Here is a 20,462-nt window from a genome sequence, read left to right on the forward strand (position 1 = left end):
CTCTCAAAAAAATTTCTCTTATTATTCTTCGGCAGCGTCAACTGCTTTAATGACAGCATTTCTAAAGCCATTTTCCTCTAAAGCGGCAACGCCTTTAATAGTTGATCCACCTGGAGAAGTTACTTCATCCTTTAAAGCAGAAACATTCAATTGCGATTGTTTGGCCAATTTGCTGGCTCCGATTGCCATACCGATAGCAGCTTCGTAAGAAAGTTTACGATTCAAACCATGCTTAACGCCAGCATCGCTCAAGGCTTCAATAAAGACATCCAAAAAGGCTGGAGAACATCCGGCAACGGTCCCTAAGATGCCTAATTGATCTTCTGGAACTTCAACTAATTGACCAGTGTAGCCAAGAATTGAACCAATCTTCTTCTTGTCTTCTGCTGTAAAATCGTCTGAATAAGTAATTCCTGTAAAACCAGCACCAACCTTAACTGGAGTGTTAGGAATGGCATGAGCCACTTTAACACCAGTCAAAATCTTTTTAAGATGCGTGATTGAAGCTCCGCCAGTAAATGCCACGATTAATTTGCCCGTAGCGATTTCCTTTAGTTCGGTTAAAACACTATCCAAAGCGTTTGCGCCAACGGCAATGAAGATAACTTCTGCATCTTCTAGCTGCTTAACTTTTTTGACCATTTTAAAGCCCAACTGATCGTCTAGTAGCTTAGTTCTATTAGAACGACCACCTTTAACGACGATTTCGTCTGCATCGAAGCCATTTTTAACTAGACCCGTTATAACGGCTCCACCAATACTGCCTGCACCAATAAATCCAATCATAAACTTCACTCCTTACAAGGTTTATTACTTACATTATATAAGAAGATAATTCTTTCAGATAATAAAAGCAATAATTATCTAAACATTACCAAATCGTGTATCCTTTATGTAAAGAGGGGATTCAATCATGAAGACATATCGTACACGCAGTCAATTAAAATCAGAAGTCAAACAACTCCTACATGGGAATTGGTCTAAAGCTATCTTGCTATATATCATTCCACTAGTTCTACTAGCCATCTCCAATGGTTCAGGTTCCAATTCACGGACAAATGTGAATTATGGGAACCCAAATTTTGAAATCACACATTTTGCTAGTGTAGCTTTGTCAGCTGGAATCATCACCTTTATCTTAAGTTTAATTTTCTTGCTGATTACTCTTTCAGCAACATTTAGAGGATTAGATTGGATAGAAGATCCAGAGCTTGATTTTAGTCCTATTCAAAGCAACTTCACTTACTTCCGTAGTCCAGCTTGGTGGCAGTTGATTATCATTTATGTTCTAATTGGCATTTTTACTTTCCTTTGGACTTTGCTCTTAGTTATTCCGGGAATAATCAAAGGTATCGCTTATTCGCAAACTTACTTCGTTTATAAAGATTTAAACGATCGTGGATTAGCTTCTAATTATTCATTGACTGACTACATTACTAGAAGTCGACAATTGATGAATGGCAATAAATGGCGTTATTTCGTCTTGCAATTAAGTTTTATTGGCTGGTGGATTCTTGGCTTTATCAGCTTGGGAATTGGTTTTATTTGGATTTATCCTTATTACAAACTAACCATGGCTAACTTCTATCATGACTTAGTATCCGAAAATAGCATTAACTAAATTACAGAATAAATAAGTCTGGTAATCGTAAATGATTACCAGACTTATTTATTTCGTATAATGATAGACCACATCGTGCAACAATTGGACAACGTCTGTCCCAGCTCTAGAATCATAATAATTTTTAAACCTCTCATCGTTTTTATACAAGTCGACTAACCCTCGATGAGCTTTTTTAGTATAGTTCGTCCAAGTAAAATTGAGCCATTTTTTATGCTCTTGATAAATTTGTTTAGCCAATGCTGAATCTAAATCAGGTTTTATTTTCAATTTTACTAAGTCAGAAATTAAATTGTTTTCAGTTTCTTTCATTTCATTAAAATCATTTTCAGTTAAACTATCAAATTTTTCATTAGAATCGTTTATCATCTCAGCACCATATTTATCACGAATTTCATGCCCATATTTGGTCTCATTATCGGTGATTTTCTCTTGCTTAAAAGCCGCAAACTTTTCTGAATCTGTCATTTTTATTTCTCCATCGTAATTTTTTAAAGTCTGGTCAATATTTGCTAGAAGAGAATTTACTTCATGTTGCTTTTTAAGTAAGAGCTCACGCTGTTCTTTCAAAGCCTGCACTTGCGAAAAATTAGGATCATTCATAATTTGTTTGATTTTTATCAACGGGAAATCTAGCGACCGATAATACAAAATCTGTTGTAATTTATTTACGTTTTTTTCATTATAAATTCTATAATTACTGTCATTTATCTTACTAGGTTTCAAGAGTCCGATTTGGTCATAATAACGTAAGGTACGCGTACTGACGCCAGCTAATTGAGCCAATTTTTTAATTGTATAATCCATAAATATCTCTCCTAACAAAATGAATTTTAAAGGTTGACGCAACGACAAGGTCAAGTTAATTCCTCAAAAAACAGTCACTTTTTTCATTAAGACTGTTAATATAGGTGTTAATAATTATTAGGTGGGTGACTAAATTGAACGAATTTATTCAAGTACTAACTATTGCAGGTTCCGATTCAGATGGAAGTGCCGGCGCACAAGCTGATTTGAAAACATTCATGGCTCGTGGAGTCTATGGAATGTCCGTTTTAACAGCTGCCGTAGCCGGAAACTCTTTTGGTATTCACGATAGCATCAATATGCCAGCTAGTTTTATCAAGAGCCAAGTTAAAGATATCAAAGACGACTTTAAAGTATCAGCTTTCAAAACTGGTATGCTCTCAGATTCTGAAATAATTCATACAGTCGCCGATGCTATTAAGGACAAGCCTTTTGGAACATTTGTCCTTGATCCAGTTATCATCACTAAACATGGCGCTATGCTTCTAGAAGCTGAAGCCTATCAAACTTTGATTGACGAATTGTTCCCCTTAGCCGATTTGATTACGCCAAACTTCTATGAAGCTAAGAAATTGTCAGGTCTTAATTTAGAAAATAAAGAAGAAATTATTAAGGCTGCACACAAATTACGCAATTTAGGTCCAAAAAATATTATGATAAAGGGTGAACATAGCGACGACTCAATCAGTGAAGTCGAAGACTACGTTCTATTAGAAGACGGACAATCATTTTGGATCTCCGAACCCTATGTAAAAACTGACCACATCAACGGAACCGGCGATACGCTTTCATCATGTATCGTTGCTGAAATCGCCAAAGGTCACACAACGGAAGACGCCATTAAGATTGCTAAAACATTTACCTATAATGCTATCAAGCATGAAATCGCTGTCGGACATAAGTACGGTCCTATTAACCATTTCATAAAGGATGATATACAATAGTATTTGCGGGTAAAATTGGAGGTTTATTTATGGTAAGAATAACAAAAATTTCTGCCGGCATTTTATTACTTATACTGTCAATCGTATTAATGATCAAAGCTGGTTTTGAAGGATTTATCGCCGCTTTGGTAGGAACTGGAGCAATTGGTGGTGCTGCTGGTATTTTGATGGCTATCACCTATATCATTTCAGCTGCCATTTATATTTTGACCAATCGTACTTATAGTATCGTTCCCGATATCGTTGGCTTCGTAATTTTGATTTTGGGTGGTCTAATGGGTCTTTTCAATGCCAACATGCCAGGCGCTGGATTCTTAAAAATCTGGGCTTGGGTCGGTATTGCCATTGGTGCAATTGATTTGATCATCGTTATTATTGATTTGATAATTCATCCCGCTCCTGAAGAGGATGAAGAAGAACAAGACAATAATAATGGACAGTTCAATAACCAACAATTTCAAGCTCCAAACGGTCAATTTTATAATCAAGCACAAATGCCTCAACAACAGTTCAATCAACCAAATAACTTTAATCAGGGCAACTTCAATAACAATCCTAATTTTAATAATCAACCTTACGGATATAATCAGCCAAATCCTAATCAATACCCTCAAGGCGGCAATGGCAATAATGGCCAATTTAACCAACCTCAAAATCCGCAATTCAATCCTAATCAACGGATGAATCAAGCAAATAATAATCCTATGAATATGAATCAGGGTCAAAATTCAATGAATCAAAACCCTATGAACAACAATCAAATGAACCAAAATCCCCAAAATGCTATGAATAACCAAATGAACCAAAACGGGAATTATAATAATCGTTATAATCAACCACAAATGAATAATAATCGCCCTAATCAAAATCAAATGGGCAATAATTTCAATCAAGCTCAATTTCCAAACCAGACGAATCGTCCAATGAATCAAATGAACCAACCAAGACCAAGAAACTTTCAGCGACCACAAAATAATCAAATTCCTAACCGTTATAACGGCAATCAATTCAACAATATGACTAATAACCAAGGAATTCGTAACAGTCAGCCAAATAATCTTGGCAATCCTAATCAGTCGCAAAGATTGAATACGCCACAAAAGCCAGATTCAGGTGAAAATGTTGGTCAAACTAGGACGAGAAGCAGTCGTCACAATCAATAAAAATTATTGCAAATATACAAAACTAATAGACCTCTATCCCACGGATTGAGGTCTATTTTTGTATCAGCTTTTTTTGTAAAAATAAATTATCGATATTGATAAGCAAAAATTTCTTTTCGGATTATATTTGAAGTATAGGAAAAATAATATATATGATTTATCTTTTTATAGAGACACATCGTCTATAAGTTGATTTTTCAGCATTGGAAGCGATATTTTTTAAGTTAAAACTATTGCTTGTCGAGTTAATTAATCATATGATAAACGTGTATATAAAAGGGTTTTAAATATTGTTTCAAGGAGGTCGTTAACCATGCTAGATATTGGTTTAAGCGTTGTCTCACTAGCGCGTTTCCAATTTGCAATGACAACTGTCTTCCACTTCTTCTTTGTTCCTTTCTCTATTGGAATGGGATTTCTAGTTGCTATCATGGAAACTATTTATGCCGTTAAAAAAGACAAAGTTTACTTAAATATGGCAAAATTTTGGGGAAAAATTTTCCTATTGAGTTTTGCCGTTGGTATCGTTACTGGTATTATTCAAGAATTCCAGTTTGGGATGAATTGGTCTGAATATTCACGTTTCATGGGTGATGTATTCGGAGCACCATTAGCCATTGAAGCCCTACTAGCATTCTTCATTGAGTCTGTCTTTATTGGTATTTGGATGTTTACTTGGGATCGTTTCAGTCCTGGTTGGCACGCATTTATGATTTGGATGACTTCAATTGGTACTATGCTTTCAGCCATTTGGATTTTGGCTGCTAACAGTTTCATGCAACACCCTACCGGATTCAAGATTAACAACACTACTGGCCGGATTCAATTGACTGATTTCGGTGCCGTGGTAGCTAATCCACAACTATGGAGAGTCTTCCCACACGTTATCTTAGCTGCCTTCATGACAGCAGCCGTTGTTATTGCCGGTATGAGTGCTTGGGGGTTGTTGCGCAAGAAGAAAGATGAGAACCACTTTTTCAAGACTTCATTGCGCTTTGGTCTCTGGGCAAGTTTGATTTTTGCCATTTGTTCAGCCGGTGCCGGAGATTTCCAGACACAACAAATGATCAAAGATCAACCTATGAAATTTGCTGCAACTGAAGGTATCTATAAAGATACTAAAGATCCTGCTCCTTGGACGGTCGTCGAATTGATCGATGCCAAGGATCATAAAGCAACGAATAAAGTTGATATCCCTGGCGTTTTGAGTCTTCTTACTTATCACAAGCTCAGCGGCTCAGTTAAAGGTATGAATACTCTCAATAAAGAATTGCATGCTAAATACGACAAGCAATTTGGCAAGGATATGAACTACTATGTTCCAGCTAAAACACTCTTCTGGAGTTTCAGAGTCATGACTGGTATTGACGCTTTGATTATGTTGGTATCATTCGTTGGTCTGATTTTCTCCAGAAAGAAAAAGGACACAATCGAAAGCCACAAGTGGATGCTAGTGGTCTTGGGAATTTGTCTTTGGGTTCCATTCATCGGTAATTCAGCCGGTTGGTTCATCACTGAATTCGGTCGTTACCCATGGATCGTTTATGGACTCTTCACAATTGCTCAAGCCGTTTCACCAACTTCAACTGTGGCAAGTCTATTATTCAGTAATATTGTTTACTTCTTGCTCTTCACACTCTTAGGCGGCGTTATGATTTGGTACTGCAGACAAACACTTCATCATGGTCCTTACTTTGAGGGCGAAGATGACAAACAAAACGTCGATCCATTTGCTAAGGAGGCGTTTGGAAGATGACACTAAGTACATTGTGGTTTATCTTAATTGGACTGCTCTTTGCAATCTTCTTGTTTCTCGAAGGGTTTGACTTTGGTGTCGGAATGGCAACAAGGTTCTTAGCTCACGACGAAATGGAAAGAAGTGCAATCATGTCCACTATCGGCCCTCACTGGGACGGTAACGAAACTTGGTTGGTAACTGCCGGTGGTGCAATGTTTGCTTCATTGCCAATGTGGTACGCATCACTATTTTCAGGATATTACATCCTCTTCTTACTTGTTTTAGTTGGCTTGATTCTTCGTGGAGTTTCCTTTGAATTCCACAAGCACGCCGAAACAAAAACTGGTAAAAATCTTTGGATGTGGACTTTCTTCTTTGGCAGTCTCATCCCACCATTTTTCCTCTGTATGATTCTTTTGAGCATGGTTCAAGGCATCCCAATGGACGCTAATGGCAATGCTTTCCCTGCATTCTTCGATGTCGTTAACTTATTATCGATTGTCGGTGGTGTAGCCGGAGTCTTGTTGTCACTAGTTCATGGCCTTAACTTCATCAGATTAAGAGTTGAAGGCCCATTGCGTGACCGCGCTCGTAAATTAAATAAAATTTTATATCCGATTCTTTTCTTAGGTGAAGTAGTCTTTGCGGTCTTGGTATTCTTGCAAACTGACTTCTTTACCAAGAGATTTGCATCATCACTAATTATCACAGCCCTAATTGTTTTGTTCTCACTTCTAGGTTATTATGGAGTCCTAAAGAATAGAGAAGGCTGGAGCTTTGCTGGTAGTGGATTATCACTGAGTATGGTCATTGTTCTACTATTCAACGGACTATTCCCACGTGTTATGATTGCGACAAATCCAGCACACAGTATATTGATTAGCAATGCTGCTAATTCACATTACACCTTAGTCATTATGACCATCGTGGCATGTATCTTAGTTCCAATTGTTGCTATATACTTCATCTGGTCCTACTCCCTATTTACAAAGAGAATAAATCCAAGGGAAAATACGGTGAAATATTAATGATTGATAAGCGTTTATTTCGCTTACCAGGAACAAAGAAACTTCTATTAATGCTTGCAGGATTAACCCTTCTGCAAGCATTTGTTGTTTTATTCCAAGGTAAGTATTTAGCAGAAGCACTCGTAAATTCGTGGGAACAAAAGGCTTTTCAAACAATCATCTATCCGATGACTTTGTTTGCATTGGCCTTTATTTTGAGGCACCTTTTCAATTTGATTAATACTAAAATTGTTGAAAAATTTGCTAGTAAAACCGCTGAGGACATCAGATCAAAACTTCTAGACAAAGTCTATCAAGTTGGTCCTGAAATGATTTCCGATGAAGGAACTGGTAATTTGGTGACCTCTTCTCTTGATGGAATCGACTTAGTCGAAAACTACTTCAAACTGATTTTTACCAAATTGATGAATATGTCGATTATCCCACCAGTTCTATTGATTTATATTTATACGCAAAATATTGCTTCAGGAATAACCTTGACCATTATTGTTCCTTTAGTAATTCTCTTCATGATAATTTTGGGTCTCGCTGCACAAGCAAAAGCGGACGCCCAGTACAAACAATATACGATTTTATCCAACCACTTCTTAGATGCTTTAAGAGGTCTGCCCACGTTAAAAATGTTGGGTCTAAGTAAGCGCTATGCTAAAAATATTTACACCGTCAGCGACGAATATCGCCGTAGAACGATGAATACGTTGCGGATAGCTATTCTATCGACCTTTGCTCTAGATTGGCTGACAACCTTAGGAATTGCCATTCTAGCCGTATTCTTGGGCTTAGGACTAATCAACAATAGCTTCCCACTTTTCCCAGCACTAGTTACTTTGATATTGGCTCCTGAATATTTCTTGCCATTACGAGATTTTTCAAGTGATTATCACGCCACTTTGAATGGTAAAAATGCTTTAAACGCTATTTTTGAAATATTAGAACGTCCTAGTAAATCTAAAACGGAGCAATTATCTGATTTTACCTGGGATGAGAATTCGCAAATCGACATTAAGGATTTGAAATTCTCTTACACAGGCGTTGGCGATAGTGAAGTCAGCTTAGACATCGACCAATTAAACCTTTCCGGCTATCAAAGAATCGGTGTTATCGGTAAATCAGGTTCCGGAAAAACAACTTTGATCAGAACTATCGGTGGTTTCATCGTTCCTGATAAAGCTAAAATCAATTTGAATAATCAAGAACTCGACAATTTCAAACAAGCTAACTGGCAAAAGAAATTGACCTTCTTGCCACAATCGCCTTATTTATTCTCAGGCACACTGGCTGACAATATCGCTTTTTATCGTCCTAAAGCCAGTCTTGACGAAATCAAGAAAGCAGCCAATGAAGCTGGCTTAACAGCTTTTATCGACACTTTGGCTAACGGATATCAAACTCTTATCGGTGAAGGCGGACGTGGCATTTCTGGTGGTCAGCAACAAAGAATCATGTTAGCTCGTGCTTTTTTGGCTGACGACCGTCACGTTTTGATTTTTGATGAACCTACCGCTCACTTGGACATCGAAACCGAATACGCTTTAAAGAAACCAATGAAAAAACTCTTTAAAAATCATTTAGTTATTTTTGCGACGCATCGACTGCACTGGATCAAGGAAATGGATTACGTTGTCGTCATGGACAATGGTCAAATCGTTGAACAAGGTACGCCAAGCGATTTAAGCAAACATAACGGTGCCTTTACTAAATTAATCAAGAATATGCGAGGTGACAGACTATGAATTTCTTCAAGACTTTCAAGCATGACACTTGGGTCAAGCCTTATATCAAACGATACAAGGGACTCTTGCTCACCGCCCTATTTTTAGGATTAATGACATCATTTTGTGCCGCTGCTTTAATGTTTACTTCTGGCTACACAATTGATAAAGCGGCCACTCATCCGGTCAATATTTTATTGATTTACGTGCCAATCCTTTTAACCAGAGCTTTTGGTATTGGACGTCCAGTTTTCAAATATATCGAACGTCTTAAAAGCCACAATTGGGTTTTGCGCGTTACTTCAGATTTGAGAACCAGACTTTACAAAACGCTCGAAAGCGACGCTTCATTTTTTAATGAACATCACAAAACTGGCGATATCATGGGATTGCTTTCAGAAGATATCAGCCACTTGCAAAATCTTTATTTACGGACGATTTTTCCAAGCGTTATCTCATACTTATTGAGTATCATTGCTGCAATCGCCCTAGGTACTTTTAATCCATCGTTTGGCTTTTTCGTCTTTTTACTGCTATTTATCGAAGTCTTTATCGTGCCACTAGTTTCAGTCTCAATTGAAAGTGCCCGTCGTGCTTATCAAAAAGAAGTCAAAAGCGACCTCTATGTTCAATTGACTGACAATATTTTAGGCGCTGACGACTGGATTGTTTCCGGACGTAAAACTGATTTCCAAAACTTAACTACACAAAATGTTAAGAACCTTGATCAATCTAAAGCAAAATCGAAGGCTTTTCGTCGCAATCGTGACTTTGGTCTGCAACTAGTCTTTGTAGCTATCGTCGTTTGCTTTTTGATTTTTACTAACTTTACGATGACCAATAATCAGGAACAAGCTAATTTCGTCTCAGCGGTCGTCTTAGCGATTTTCCCACTATCCGATACAATTATCCCTGTCAGTCAAGGATTCGAGGAGTGGCCACTTTATAAGGACTCTATCATCCGTTTAAATACGCTTAAACCAGTTAAAAGCAACTTGCCAACTCAAGTCGATTTAAAGCCAGACGATTTTGAGAGTCTCGAATTGAAGCACGTTAGTTTTGAATACGATGTCGATTCGCCAGTTTTAATCAAAGACTTCTCTCAAAAAGTTACTAAAGGTGAAAAATTAGCTTTACTAGGGCCAAGCGGTATCGGTAAAACGACCATCTTACAATTGATTCTAGGCGACCTTTCACCACAAAAAGGACAAGTTAAGGTCAATGATCTAGACGTTGCTCAGATTCAAGACAATCGTGAAAAAATCTTCTCAGTATTGAATCAACAACCATTCTTATTCAATACGACTTTATTGAATAACGTTCGTTTAGGAAATGAGAAGAGAACTGATTCAGAAGTTAAAAAAGCGATTGAACGTGTTGGTTTAAAAGATTTGATTGAATCGCTGCCCGATAAATACAACACCATCGTCGGCGAAAACGGCTCAAGATTTTCTGGTGGCGAACAAGAAAGAATTGCCCTAGCAAGAATCCTGTTGCAAGATGCACCAGTCGTTTTGTTAGATGAACCTACAGTTGGCTTAGATCCAATCACGGAAAATAATCTATTAGCAACGATTTTTGATGTTTTACAAGACAAAACTATCATCTGGATTACTCACCATTTACAAGGCGTCAATCATGTCGACCACATTATCTTTATGAATAGCGACCAAATTGAAATGCAAGGCAATCCTAAAGAACTCTATCAAACTAACGCTCACTTCAAAGAGCTTTACAAAATGGATCAAGGCTTATAGGCGTTATAACGTTATATGAGAACATACAAAAAAAGAGTTTGGAACATAACATAACTTTTCATGCTTAAAACAAATAGCCCCTGGTAGTCAGAGTACAATTACCAGGAGCTATTTTAATTAACGTTCAAAAGCTGACCGCGTTACGATCCACTCTTTTTTTATTTGATTCGATTCAATAATCTTTTAACGACATTTTTTAAAGCTTTTTGGCTTTTACATACGGGCAATTTATTAATTTCATCAATTGCTTCTTGACTGTATTTTTGAGCGACCTGCTTTGCTTGTTCCAAATAACCATTGTCAACTACGATTTTCATGGCGCGATTGCCATCTTCAACTGTTAAATCGACCTTTGAAAGCAAGTTGATCAATTCTTTATCGCCAGCTTCAAGGCCTAAAATATATGGCAATGAATAAACGCCGTTTTTTAAATCTTCGTGAACTGGTTTGCCGGTCTGATTCGAGTTGCCAAAATCAAGAATATCATCGATTATTTGAAAGGCCATACCGATATTGTGACCGATATTTTTACAACGCTGAACTAGTTGCTCATCGCCTTCACTGACTACTGCCCCCATGGCAGCACTAAGGCCAAATAATTCAGCCGTCTTCCCCGAAATTTCTTTTAAATACATTGCTGTGGTCGATTTAACGTTGTAGTTAATCAACATTTGATCCAATTCACCTAATAAGATTTTTTTCATGCTCAAAGCATTTTCCAAAATATCGGTATTCTTTTTTAAGTGTTTGGAAATCAATTCAAAATACAACGTAAATAAATAATCGCCCGCGTAGATTGCATTTCTACGTCCATATTTCGTATGAATCGTTGGATGCGACCTACGCATTGGTGAATCATCAATCACATCATCGTGGATCAAAGTTGCCACGTGTAGGATTTCTAAAGAAGCTGCTAATGGTATCAAATCTTCATTTGAGCGCTTTTCTTTGCCAAAATCGCTGAACAATAGAAAGAATGCTGGGCGCAACATCTTCCCACCTGAAGTTAAATCTATAATCATTGAACTAATATCGAGATTGTTGATTTTGACCATTTTATGAATATAATCGGTCGTTTGATTCAATCTCTCCTCAAGTTGAGGATAACTTTTCCAAATTGAGTTCACCATAAAATATTTCTTACCCCTGTATCACTTTGTTGTCGTGCAAATTAATTCTATAATATAACCTATCAAATCCAAAGGACTGATTTTTGTGAAACCTTCTGTTTTTTTTGAGCTCGTTGAAATCAAGGCAAAAACTGCCAGTGTCTTCCCTTTTTTGATGGGAACGTTGTACTCATATTATCACTGGCACTCCATTAACGCTCTTGATTTGACCCTCTTCTTTGTTGCCATGTTCTTATTCAACATGGCTGTCGATATTAACGACAACTACTGGGACTATAAAAACGCCACCGGAAATGACAGCTTCAGACGAAAAACTAATGTCATCGGCGTCAATCATTTAAATATTCATTTGATTGGATTCTTAGACTTATCTTTTAGCGTGATAGCGGCTGTCATCGGTCTTTGGATCGTCTCGAGGACTGGTTTAGTTTTATTAGGCTTAGGATTGTTCTCATTTCTCGTTGGTTTTTGTTATGCTGGTGGACCTTGGCCCATCAATCGTGGACCTTTTGGTGAATTCTTCTCTGGTTTTACTATGGGTTACGTAATTTATTTAATCGCAATTTATATCAATGTCGTCAATAATCCGGTAGTCGTTTTGAATGCTAAGTTCTATGGCGATGCTTTGTTGTCATCGCTTTTGACCGTCTTTTCAATCTCTAATCTTTTGTTAGCCAACAATATTGCTGACCAAGAAGAAGATCTCAATTTGGGAAGAAAGACTCTAGTTTATTACTTAGGCAAAGCTAATTGTATTTTTATTTTGAAATCATTGTATGCTCTAGGATACTTGGCTTTAATTTGCTCAGTAATCTTAGGATTATTGCCAAAACTAATGTTATTGACTATTTTGATTACGCCGATAGTTTACAAAAATGCCAAAGCTTTCAGTAAGAATCCTATCAAAAAGAAAACTTTCCCTTTGATTATCAAAAATCTTTTACTGATTACTTTGACACAAACATTGACCTTTTTCTTAGGCGTTATATTTAATTTTTAACTTCATCAAGATCGAGGAATTTAGCAAATCCATACGTATCTTGAGCAATCATTAATTCTTCATTAGTTGGAATCGTATAAGCAGCAATCGTTGAATCATCAGTCGTAATTTTTGTTTCTTGGCCATGAAGCTTGTTCTTTTCATGGTCTATTTTTAGTCCCATGAATTCAAAGCCGCTTAAAACATCTTCTCTGACTTCGGCAGAGTTTTCGCCAACACCAGCTGTAAAGGCAATGGCATCGACGCCACCCATTTCAGCGATATAAGAACCAACGAATTTAATGATGCGGTTACGATACATCTCTAAAGCTAACTTAGCGCGTTGATTAGTATCCTCGTTAGCTTCGATGTCACGCATATCTGGCGAGATTCCAGATATTCCTAACAAACCTGATTTATGATTCAAGATATCGATCATTTCATTGATATCTGTAATTCCCAATTTCTTCATCAGATATGGCAAAATCGAGAAGTCGATGTCACCACTTCTTGAACTCATCATAATTCCTGCTAAAGGCGTGAATCCCATTGAAATATCATATGCTTTACCATTTTTGATGGCGCTGATTGAAGCTCCACTACCTAAGTGCAAAACAATCACATTTTTATCTTTGATGCCGCCATCGATAATGCTGTCTAGACGTTGGGCGATGTAACGGTGACTGGTTCCATGAGCGCCATAACGGCGAACGTGATACTTCTTGTAGTCTTCCAAGTCAACGCTGTATAAATAATTTACTTTTGGCATATTGACAAAAAACGATGTGTCAAAAACCGCCACTTGAATAGCCCTAGGTACCAATTTTCTGAAGACGTTGATGTAATATGCTTGGACCTTGTTGTGCAGTGGTGCATATTCTGACAGCGCTTCAATTTTTTTCAAGTTTTCTTCTGTCACGATTTCAGATTTTTTGAACTCTTCGCCACCGGCAACGACACGATGACCGAATGCCACAATATCTTCGAACCTCTGGATGATATTCATGTCTTTTAAGGCATCCAAAATTGACAAAACGGCGATCTCATTTGATTCGACAGCTTTTTCCTCTTCAATCTTCTTGCCATTATACTTCAACTTAAAGACTGCTTTAGGACTACCCAATCGATCGATCATTCCAGAAGCAATTGTTGTTTTTTCAGGCATTTCAAAAAGTTTCCACTTTAAGGTTGAACTACCTGCATTTATAGCCATAATCTTCATACAAAAACTCTCCTTTTTTGGTCTAGGTATTCTCTTCAAATAGCTTCATACCAACTTTACACTGGTTTGAAAAAATGCTACTCTTTAGTAACTATTATAAGTCTTTTTATGGGGGAATTCATTCGTGAAATTTTTAGATATGTTACGCAAAATTGATGAGAAACCTGAGCATTCATCAACACCCGCTCAAGAGTCTCCTAAAGAGGATGAAAATCCTAAGCAAAACGATAACAAAGCGCCCGAAAATGACACTGAAGTTGCTACTTCAGATGCTGATAAAAAGGAAAATCTACCAATGTCCGTTCATGACAAACGTTTAAACATTGAAGGACAGATGAATGACTTATCGCACCAATACGCACAACTTAGAAATGACTTAAAAACTAATCTTTTCACTGAAAAAGATGAATTCGAATCTAAAAAAGAAACTCTCGATAATTACCTTAAAACTCTCAAGCGCGATGAAAAAGAATCTAATGAAAAACTAGCCGACACTAAAGCTCAAAACGACGATGCCGCTAAAGAACACTTAGCAAGCGTTAATGCCGACCGTAAAGAACAAGAAGATAAGCTCCATGATTTACAAACTGATTTAGATGAATTAACTTCACAGATTGACGATAAGAGATCTAAGTTAGAATCTCTTCAAAACGACCTTGCCAAGAATGAAAAATCAGAAACTGACATGTCCACTTCCATCAAGGAAGAAAAGGATCTTCAAAAGATGCTTGCTCTAATGGAAGAACAAAAGAATTCCATCAATACTCTTTATGATCAAAGAAAGAACCTCAAGAGCCAAATCAACGACATCCAAGAAGAAATTACTAAGTTAAATGGAAACGCTGACGAACTTAATACTAATATTAGTGACGTAAATAAACAAATTAATAATTTTAAACAAAAAGCTAAAGAAATCGACGACAAAATGAAGAGCGACCACAATTACCGCATTGAGGCAATTGCTGGTTTAGAGAGACACATCAAGAGTCTCGGCGAAGAACATTCTAAAATCGATGGCGAATTAAAAGAAGTCAACGACAATATCGACTACATCACCAACTACATCAAAGAAGTCTTCCATTCTGCATACTTAGTTCGCGATGTCTATCTCGATAAGGACAAAGAATATTACGTAACGACTGATGAGTTTGATTCCGATACCGCTAAAAACGATATGTTCGGCATAATCAATTACTTAGAAACAAAATTGCAAAAGCCTGTAACCGTTGTCTCGACTTTTTATAGCAATCACGTTCATGAAATCATTGATGAAAAAACTAAAGCATCCCAATTGCCAATTCCTAATGTCATCAACTTGTTCGACCAACTTCAAGCAAGCTCCAATCCAACTGACAAAAAAGTTGCCATTCCAGAAAATCCTGGCTGGGTCACAAGAACTGACGTCGAATCACAAGATACTTTCATTTACGATCAAAAACAAACGCTTTTGATGACAGTCGAATATTTCGACAAAAAAATCGATCGTATCAACTATTACAAGAACGACCAAATCGTCAAAACTAATATTTACAATTCAGAAGGTCAATTGTCATCAACTCAAAACTTCAACAAGAAGAAAGAACTTTCTGAACAAAACTTTTATAGAACTGACAGTTCCATTGTCTTGACGGTTATTTTTGAAAAGAACAAGGCTGTTAGTTATCAATTGTTCGACAAGAATGGACTTTTGGAGCACGACTTCAATGAGAAATCTGAACTTATAACTTGGTGGTTAAAGAGCATTTCACCAAATACCGAAAATTCAGTCTTTGTTGGCAATAACTCCGACTTACTATTCCAGTTAATCTTAAGCGTGAATAGTATTTCGACTGACAATACTATTCGTCTTTTGCAAGATGTCGTTAAAAACATCGATAATGTTATTGCACTGCTTGATAAAAAGGACGATATTAAAGATATCTTCGTTCAAACTGACGATGATTTGCACGCCATTGAGAACAAGACAAACCGTGATATCAGTGTTAGTGTAATTAATACATCCAGCAATGGAATGTTATCTCTTCCAGAATCATTAAAAATTTAAACTAATTTTGGACACTCGCTCGAGTGTTTTTTTCTGACTACTGTGAAAGTTTACGAAAGTGAAGAAAACTATGAAGACTATATCTATTATCGTTCCCTGTTTCAACGAAGAAGAAACTATTAATATTTATTATGACGCTATGACTAAACTCAAAGAGAAAACCAACAAATTCAAGTTCGAATATTGGTTCGTTGATGATGGATCAAAGGATAAAACTTATTCCATCTTAAAGGAGTTACAAAAAGAACACAGTGATGAAGTGCACTTCATTTCGTTCTCACGTAATTTCGGTAAAGAATCAGCTTTATACGCTGGTTTAAACGAAGTAACTGGCGACTATACCGCCGTTATGGATGTTGACCTCCAAGATCCACCAGAAATGCTTCCACAAATGTTTGATATCCTTGAAGATGGGGAATATGACTGTGTTGGAACTGCTCGAATGGATCGTGAAGGTGAAAACAAAATCATTTCCTTCTTCTCAGAAGGGTTTTACAAATTAATCAATAAAATGTCGCAGACAAAAATTATTCCTGGTGCTAGAGACTATCGCCTGATGACTCGTCAAATGGTCGAGGCTATCAAGTCAATGACTGAATACAATCGTTTCTCAAAGGGGATTTTCAGTTGGGTCGGCTTTAAAACTAAGTACTTGCCTTATAAGAACCGTGAACGTTCTGCTGGTACGACTTCATGGAACTTTTGGAAATTATTCAAATATGCTATTACTGGTATCGTTGATTTTTCTGAGGGTCCATTGATGTTTGCTACTTGGATGGGAACTTTCTTCTCGATTACTTCAATTATCGCTATCATTGGTATCATTATTAGAAAAATAATCAATCCATTGAGCAGCGTCAACGGTTGGGCTTCTATCGTTTCAATCATCCTTTTGATTGGTGGGATTCAACTATTGAGTATTGGTATTTTAGGTGAATACATTGGAAAAATTTTCCTAGAAGTTAAAAAGCGCCCTATTTATATCGTTAAAGATAAAAAATAACAACAGAGTTCATCGCAACTTATTGATTAGATATCTTTCTAACTGAAATTGCGAATAAACTCTGTTTTTTTTATTTTTAATTGATTTTTAGATGAGCATTATCACATGATAAGCGATTTGCATTAAGATATAATGTATACGAATAGACCAAGGGATGGATTAAACAATGAACGTACGTGATCAACAAGCTGAAAATACAAAGAACGCAATTCTTAAAGTTGCAGCTCAAATGTTTCTTTCACAAGGCTACCAAGCTACTTCCACAAGAAAAATTGCTCAAGAATTAAACATTACGCAGCCTAACATGTACCATTATTACAAGAATAAGAAAGTTCTTTATATTAAGGCTATCGAGTACGCTGTCAGCGGTTTTAGCAAAAACTTGTTGAATGAGTATGAGCAAAATAAAAACCTGCCCTTTGAAGAACTATTATTAGTGATATCGCAATATATGATTGGTAATTTCAAAATCAATTATTTAATTATGAGAAACGATATTGAGAATTTCTTTACTGATGATGAGAAAAAAGATATCAGCAAGAATTGGGATGGAGGATATTACAAGGTCCTGTTCAATATCTTCCAATCCCATAAAAGCGAATTAAGATCAGACTTGGCCATACCGGTGCAAGTCGGAACTTTTTTAACAATGTTACTCCCTTACATTGAATATAACGATGCCAAAAGGAAGCGCAATATTGCTAACCTCAAAACAGTTATCAATATTTTCATCAATGGCGTTGAAAAAGAATAGGAGAATTATATGAATTTCATAACGCTTCTGGCATTAATGCTTTTCTTAACGCTATTTGTCAGCCACATTTTTAATCGACTGAAAGTCCCTGCTGTTGTAGGACAACTTTTACTCGGGGTCGTTTTGGGTAAGGGCGTGTTACACATTGTCAATCCATCACACGAAGTCCAATTATTCGCTGACATTGGGGTTATTTTGTTGATGTTTTTAGCTGGGCTTGAAAGCGACTTAAAATTGCTGAGAACTCACCTACTACCAAGTATTAATGTCGCTATCTTTGGCGTTATCTTACCAGTTGCCCTAACCTTAGGGACAGCTTTGATTTTTGGAATCAATTTAAAAGAAAGCATTTTTATGTCCGTTGTCTTTGCGGCAACATCAGTTTCAATTTCAGTTGAAGTCTTGAAGAGTCTCAATTACCTCTCAAGTACTTCCGGGACCGTCATTTTAGGGGCAGCTGTTGCTGACGATATTTTAGCTATTTCTATTTTGAGTATTATGTCAGGAACTTTGACAGGAAACTTTTCCATTAAGAAAATCCTTGTTTTAGTAGCAATGTGGATTTTCTTCGTTATCTTAGTTGTGGTCTTCTTCAAATGGGTCATCCCTCAATTAATGAAATTATCCGAATATATTCAAGCAACTCATGCGCAAACGATTTTTGCCCTAGTAATTTGTTTTATCATGGCTTACATTGCCGATGCAGTCCAATTAGATTCCGTTTTAGGAGCTTTTGTGGCAGGTATTGCCGTTTCTAACGCTAAAGATTATAATCCGCGTATCAACCAAAATATCGAAACTATCGGGTACGCAATCTTTATTCCCATCTTCTTTATCAGTATTGGTTTAAACCTTGAATTCGATACTTTCATTCGTGATTTCTGGTTAATCGTGCTCTTCACCGTTACAGGTGTAATTGGTAAATTGATTGGTGCTGGATTCGGAGCTCGAATATCTGGATTTGGTATCAAAGATTCTTACGTCATCGGTTCAGGGATGATTTCTCGTGGTGAAATGGCCTTGATCGTGGCCCAAGTTGGTTATGGTGCTCATTTACTTTCAGATGAATACTATTCAACAGTTATTATCAGTATCATTTTAATCACGATTATTGCCCCATTCTTCCTCAAACATTCAATTAGTAAGAATCCTTTATAGCTAATAGTTTCCACTAAACCTTTTTACGATATATAATGTTAGCGTAAACATCTAATTTCGAAACAAAAAGGAGAAGGTTGATTATGGCACATATTTTAATACTAGGCGCTGGCTATGGTGGTCTTAGAGCTGCACGTGATTTAGCTAAGAGTACCCCAGCGGGAACACAAATTGATTTAGTTGATAAAAACGAAAAACATGTCGAAAAGACAGCCCTACACACGATTGCTGCGGGAACAAATCGTGCTGATGCAGTAAGTTTCGACGTTCGTTCAGTTCTACCTTCAAATGTTAATTTCATCAAGGCAACTGTTTCTAAACTTGATTTAGATAATAAGACTGTGGAATTTTCTGATCACGATTCAATCATTTATGATTATATCGTTGTCGCTTTGGGCTTCCGTTCTGAAGACTTTGGACTTGAGGGCGCTAGTGAGAATGCTTTGATCCTCCAAGACCTTGAAACAGCCCAAAATATTTATAAAAAGATAAACGAGAATATTGCTAATTACAAGAAATCACAAGACCCAGCAGACTTGAACATCATCGTTTGTGGTGCAGGCTTTACTGGCGTTGAAGTTTTAGGTGAATTAGTCGATACCGTTAAGATTCTTAAAGCAAAATATGAAGTTCCCGAAATTAAAGTTACTTGCCTTGAAATGGCAACTAGAATTCTACCAATGTTTGATGAAAACTTGGCAACTTATGCCGTTGACTACTTAGATAGAAATGGCATTAAATTGATTACAGGTGCGAAGATTACAAAGATTGAAAAACAAGCTGTCATTTATATGGATGGAGACACTCAAAAGAGCGTTGCCGGAAGTACTATTATCTGGACTGTTGGTGTCAGTGGCTCTGATGTTATCAAAGATTCTGGCATGGACGCTAAGAGAAATAGAGTTATGACAACTGAGTTCCTTAACCTCGAAGATCACCCTGAAGCTTACTTCATTGGTGATGACTCAGCTATCATCCCTAAGGGTGAAGAACGTCCATATCCAACAACTGGTCAACTAGCAACTTCTGAAGGTGCTGGTGCAGCCTTTAATATCGCTGCTGCCTTAAATGGCCAAGATTTGAAACCATATACTTACCACTCAATGGGTACCGTTGCCTCATTAGGTCAAAATCACGGTATCGCTGAAATCACTGATAAGAGCCTTAAATTCAAAGGTCCATTTGCTTCACTACTCAAGCACTTGTCAGCTGATCGTGGAATTATGGAAATTGCTGGTATCAAGACAGCTGTTAAGAAAGGTACTATCTAAATCTTTTGGCTGTTCGTCAAATTAAGTTGATGGCAGTTTACATAAGCAGTTAGATCATAATTGGTCTAGCTGTTTTTTATTTGGCTGACGAGCTTGCTCGGAGCCAAAAAATTTGAAGATTGATACGCTTA

General features: G+C 37.0%; 17 protein-coding genes. 13 read left to right on the forward strand and 4 right to left on the reverse strand.

What is annotated here, in order from left to right:
* Nucleotides 1–21: 21 nt before the first annotated feature.
* Nucleotides 22–786, reverse strand: a complete 765-nt coding sequence (gene proC / locus FHL05_RS08140) for a pyrroline-5-carboxylate reductase (RefSeq protein ID WP_153386240.1) — start codon at nucleotides 784–786, stop codon at nucleotides 22–24.
* Nucleotides 787–913: 127 nt separating this feature from the next.
* Between proC and FHL05_RS08145 the strand changes: the two genes are divergently transcribed.
* Nucleotides 914–1,621: a DUF975 family protein gene (locus FHL05_RS08145; protein WP_153386242.1), complete on the forward strand. Its 708-nt coding sequence runs from the start codon at nucleotides 914–916 to the stop codon at nucleotides 1,619–1,621.
* Nucleotides 1,622–1,669: 48 nt separating this feature from the next.
* On the opposite strand, the gene FHL05_RS08150 is transcribed toward FHL05_RS08145, so the two are convergent.
* On the reverse strand, nucleotides 1,670–2,428 hold the full coding sequence (locus FHL05_RS08150; protein WP_153386244.1) for a MerR family transcriptional regulator: 759 nt from the start codon (nucleotides 2,426–2,428) through the stop codon (nucleotides 1,670–1,672).
* 134 nt (nucleotides 2,429–2,562) lie between these two features.
* On the opposite strand from FHL05_RS08150, the gene thiD reads away from it, so the two are divergent.
* The 6 genes from thiD (at nucleotide 2,563) to cydC (ending at nucleotide 10,770) form a co-directional block, all read left to right on the forward strand.
* A complete protein-coding gene (gene thiD, locus FHL05_RS08155) occupies nucleotides 2,563–3,372 on the forward strand; it encodes a bifunctional hydroxymethylpyrimidine kinase/phosphomethylpyrimidine kinase (RefSeq protein WP_153522438.1) in 810 nt (269 codons plus the stop codon).
* A 29-nt stretch (nucleotides 3,373–3,401) separates the two neighbouring features.
* Nucleotides 3,402–4,535, forward strand: a complete 1,134-nt coding sequence (locus tag FHL05_RS08160) for a hypothetical protein (RefSeq protein ID WP_153386247.1) — start codon at nucleotides 3,402–3,404, stop codon at nucleotides 4,533–4,535.
* A gap of 313 nt (nucleotides 4,536–4,848) precedes the next feature.
* Nucleotides 4,849–6,291, forward strand: coding sequence for a cytochrome ubiquinol oxidase subunit I (locus FHL05_RS08165; protein WP_153522440.1), 1,443 nt, complete (start codon nucleotides 4,849–4,851; stop codon nucleotides 6,289–6,291).
* The gene (cydB, locus tag FHL05_RS08170) at nucleotides 6,288–7,301 is read left to right on the forward strand and encodes a cytochrome d ubiquinol oxidase subunit II (RefSeq protein WP_153386251.1); all 1,014 of its coding nucleotides are present in this window, start codon (nucleotides 6,288–6,290) and stop codon (nucleotides 7,299–7,301) included. Before FHL05_RS08165 ends, cydB begins: the two co-directional genes overlap by 4 nt.
* Nucleotides 7,301–9,034 (forward strand): thiol reductant ABC exporter subunit CydD, encoded by a 1,734-nt coding sequence (gene cydD / locus FHL05_RS08175; protein WP_153386253.1) that lies wholly within the window; start codon nucleotides 7,301–7,303, stop codon nucleotides 9,032–9,034. Before cydB ends, cydD begins: the two co-directional genes overlap by 1 nt.
* A complete protein-coding gene (gene cydC / locus FHL05_RS08180; RefSeq protein ID WP_153522442.1) occupies nucleotides 9,031–10,770 on the forward strand; it encodes a thiol reductant ABC exporter subunit CydC in 1,740 nt (579 codons plus the stop codon). The genes cydD and cydC overlap by 4 nt, the downstream gene beginning before the upstream one ends.
* A gap of 158 nt (nucleotides 10,771–10,928) precedes the next feature.
* On the opposite strand, the gene FHL05_RS08185 is transcribed toward cydC, so the two are convergent.
* Complete coding sequence (locus FHL05_RS08185; RefSeq protein WP_153386258.1) at nucleotides 10,929–11,900, reverse strand: polyprenyl synthetase family protein; 972 nt, start codon at nucleotides 11,898–11,900, stop codon at nucleotides 10,929–10,931.
* Between the two features lie 85 nt (nucleotides 11,901–11,985).
* On the opposite strand from FHL05_RS08185, the gene FHL05_RS08190 reads away from it, so the two are divergent.
* A complete protein-coding gene (locus tag FHL05_RS08190) occupies nucleotides 11,986–12,900 on the forward strand; it encodes a 1,4-dihydroxy-2-naphthoate polyprenyltransferase (protein WP_162000256.1) in 915 nt (304 codons plus the stop codon).
* On the opposite strand, the gene FHL05_RS08195 is transcribed toward FHL05_RS08190, so the two are convergent.
* Complete coding sequence (locus FHL05_RS08195; RefSeq protein ID WP_153386262.1) at nucleotides 12,890–14,101, reverse strand: acetate/propionate family kinase; 1,212 nt, start codon at nucleotides 14,099–14,101, stop codon at nucleotides 12,890–12,892. The two genes, FHL05_RS08190 and FHL05_RS08195, sit on opposite strands and share 11 nt — an antisense overlap.
* Nucleotides 14,102–14,225: 124 nt before the next feature.
* Here FHL05_RS08195 and FHL05_RS08200 point away from each other — a divergent pair, with 124 nt between their 5' ends.
* The 5 genes from FHL05_RS08200 (at nucleotide 14,226) to FHL05_RS08220 (ending at nucleotide 20,331) form a co-directional block, all read left to right on the forward strand.
* Nucleotides 14,226–16,145 (forward strand): hypothetical protein, encoded by a 1,920-nt coding sequence (locus FHL05_RS08200; protein WP_153386264.1) that lies wholly within the window; start codon nucleotides 14,226–14,228, stop codon nucleotides 16,143–16,145.
* A gap of 70 nt (nucleotides 16,146–16,215) precedes the next feature.
* Entirely contained in the window at nucleotides 16,216–17,148 is a 933-nt protein-coding gene (locus tag FHL05_RS08205; RefSeq protein ID WP_153386266.1) for a glycosyltransferase family 2 protein, read from the forward strand.
* A 166-nt stretch (nucleotides 17,149–17,314) separates the two neighbouring features.
* Nucleotides 17,315–17,902 (forward strand): TetR/AcrR family transcriptional regulator, encoded by a 588-nt coding sequence (locus FHL05_RS08210; protein WP_153522444.1) that lies wholly within the window; start codon nucleotides 17,315–17,317, stop codon nucleotides 17,900–17,902.
* Nucleotides 17,903–17,911: 9 nt separating this feature from the next.
* Nucleotides 17,912–19,060 carry a cation:proton antiporter gene (locus FHL05_RS08215; protein WP_153386270.1) on the forward strand — a complete coding sequence of 383 codons (1,149 nt, stop codon included), beginning with the start codon at nucleotides 17,912–17,914 and terminating at the stop codon, nucleotides 19,058–19,060.
* 83 nt (nucleotides 19,061–19,143) lie between these two features.
* Nucleotides 19,144–20,331 carry an NAD(P)/FAD-dependent oxidoreductase gene (locus FHL05_RS08220; RefSeq protein ID WP_153386272.1) on the forward strand — a complete coding sequence of 396 codons (1,188 nt, stop codon included), beginning with the start codon at nucleotides 19,144–19,146 and terminating at the stop codon, nucleotides 20,329–20,331.
* Nucleotides 20,332–20,462: the final 131 nt, after the last annotated feature.

It is taken from the genome of Companilactobacillus halodurans (assembly GCF_009600995.1).
Taxonomy (GTDB): Bacteria; Bacillota; Bacilli; order Lactobacillales; family Lactobacillaceae; genus Companilactobacillus; species Companilactobacillus halodurans.

What these genes read in the sequence shown, in the direction of transcription:
- proC (WP_153386240.1), bottom strand. Translation starts at nt 786, where the DNA reads ATGATTGGATTTATTGGTGCAGGCAGTATTGGTGGAGCCGTTATAACG.
- FHL05_RS08145 (WP_153386242.1), top strand. Translation starts at nt 914, where the DNA reads ATGAAGACATATCGTACACGCAGTCAATTAAAATCAGAAGTCAAACAA.
- FHL05_RS08150 (WP_153386244.1), bottom strand. Translation starts at nt 2,428, where the DNA reads ATGGATTATACAATTAAAAAATTGGCTCAATTAGCTGGCGTCAGTACG.
- FHL05_RS08160 (WP_153386247.1), top strand. Translation starts at nt 3,402, where the DNA reads ATGGTAAGAATAACAAAAATTTCTGCCGGCATTTTATTACTTATACTG.
- FHL05_RS08165 (WP_153522440.1), top strand. Translation starts at nt 4,849, where the DNA reads ATGCTAGATATTGGTTTAAGCGTTGTCTCACTAGCGCGTTTCCAATTT.
- cydB (WP_153386251.1), top strand. Translation starts at nt 6,288, where the DNA reads ATGACACTAAGTACATTGTGGTTTATCTTAATTGGACTGCTCTTTGCA.
- cydD (WP_153386253.1), top strand. Translation starts at nt 7,301, where the DNA reads ATGATTGATAAGCGTTTATTTCGCTTACCAGGAACAAAGAAACTTCTA.
- cydC (WP_153522442.1), top strand. Translation starts at nt 9,031, where the DNA reads ATGAATTTCTTCAAGACTTTCAAGCATGACACTTGGGTCAAGCCTTAT.
- FHL05_RS08185 (WP_153386258.1), bottom strand. Translation starts at nt 11,900, where the DNA reads ATGGTGAACTCAATTTGGAAAAGTTATCCTCAACTTGAGGAGAGATTG.
- FHL05_RS08195 (WP_153386262.1), bottom strand. Translation starts at nt 14,101, where the DNA reads ATGAAGATTATGGCTATAAATGCAGGTAGTTCAACCTTAAAGTGGAAA.
- FHL05_RS08205 (WP_153386266.1), top strand. Translation starts at nt 16,216, where the DNA reads ATGAAGACTATATCTATTATCGTTCCCTGTTTCAACGAAGAAGAAACT.
- FHL05_RS08210 (WP_153522444.1), top strand. Translation starts at nt 17,315, where the DNA reads ATGAACGTACGTGATCAACAAGCTGAAAATACAAAGAACGCAATTCTT.
- FHL05_RS08215 (WP_153386270.1), top strand. Translation starts at nt 17,912, where the DNA reads ATGAATTTCATAACGCTTCTGGCATTAATGCTTTTCTTAACGCTATTT.
- FHL05_RS08220 (WP_153386272.1), top strand. Translation starts at nt 19,144, where the DNA reads ATGGCACATATTTTAATACTAGGCGCTGGCTATGGTGGTCTTAGAGCT.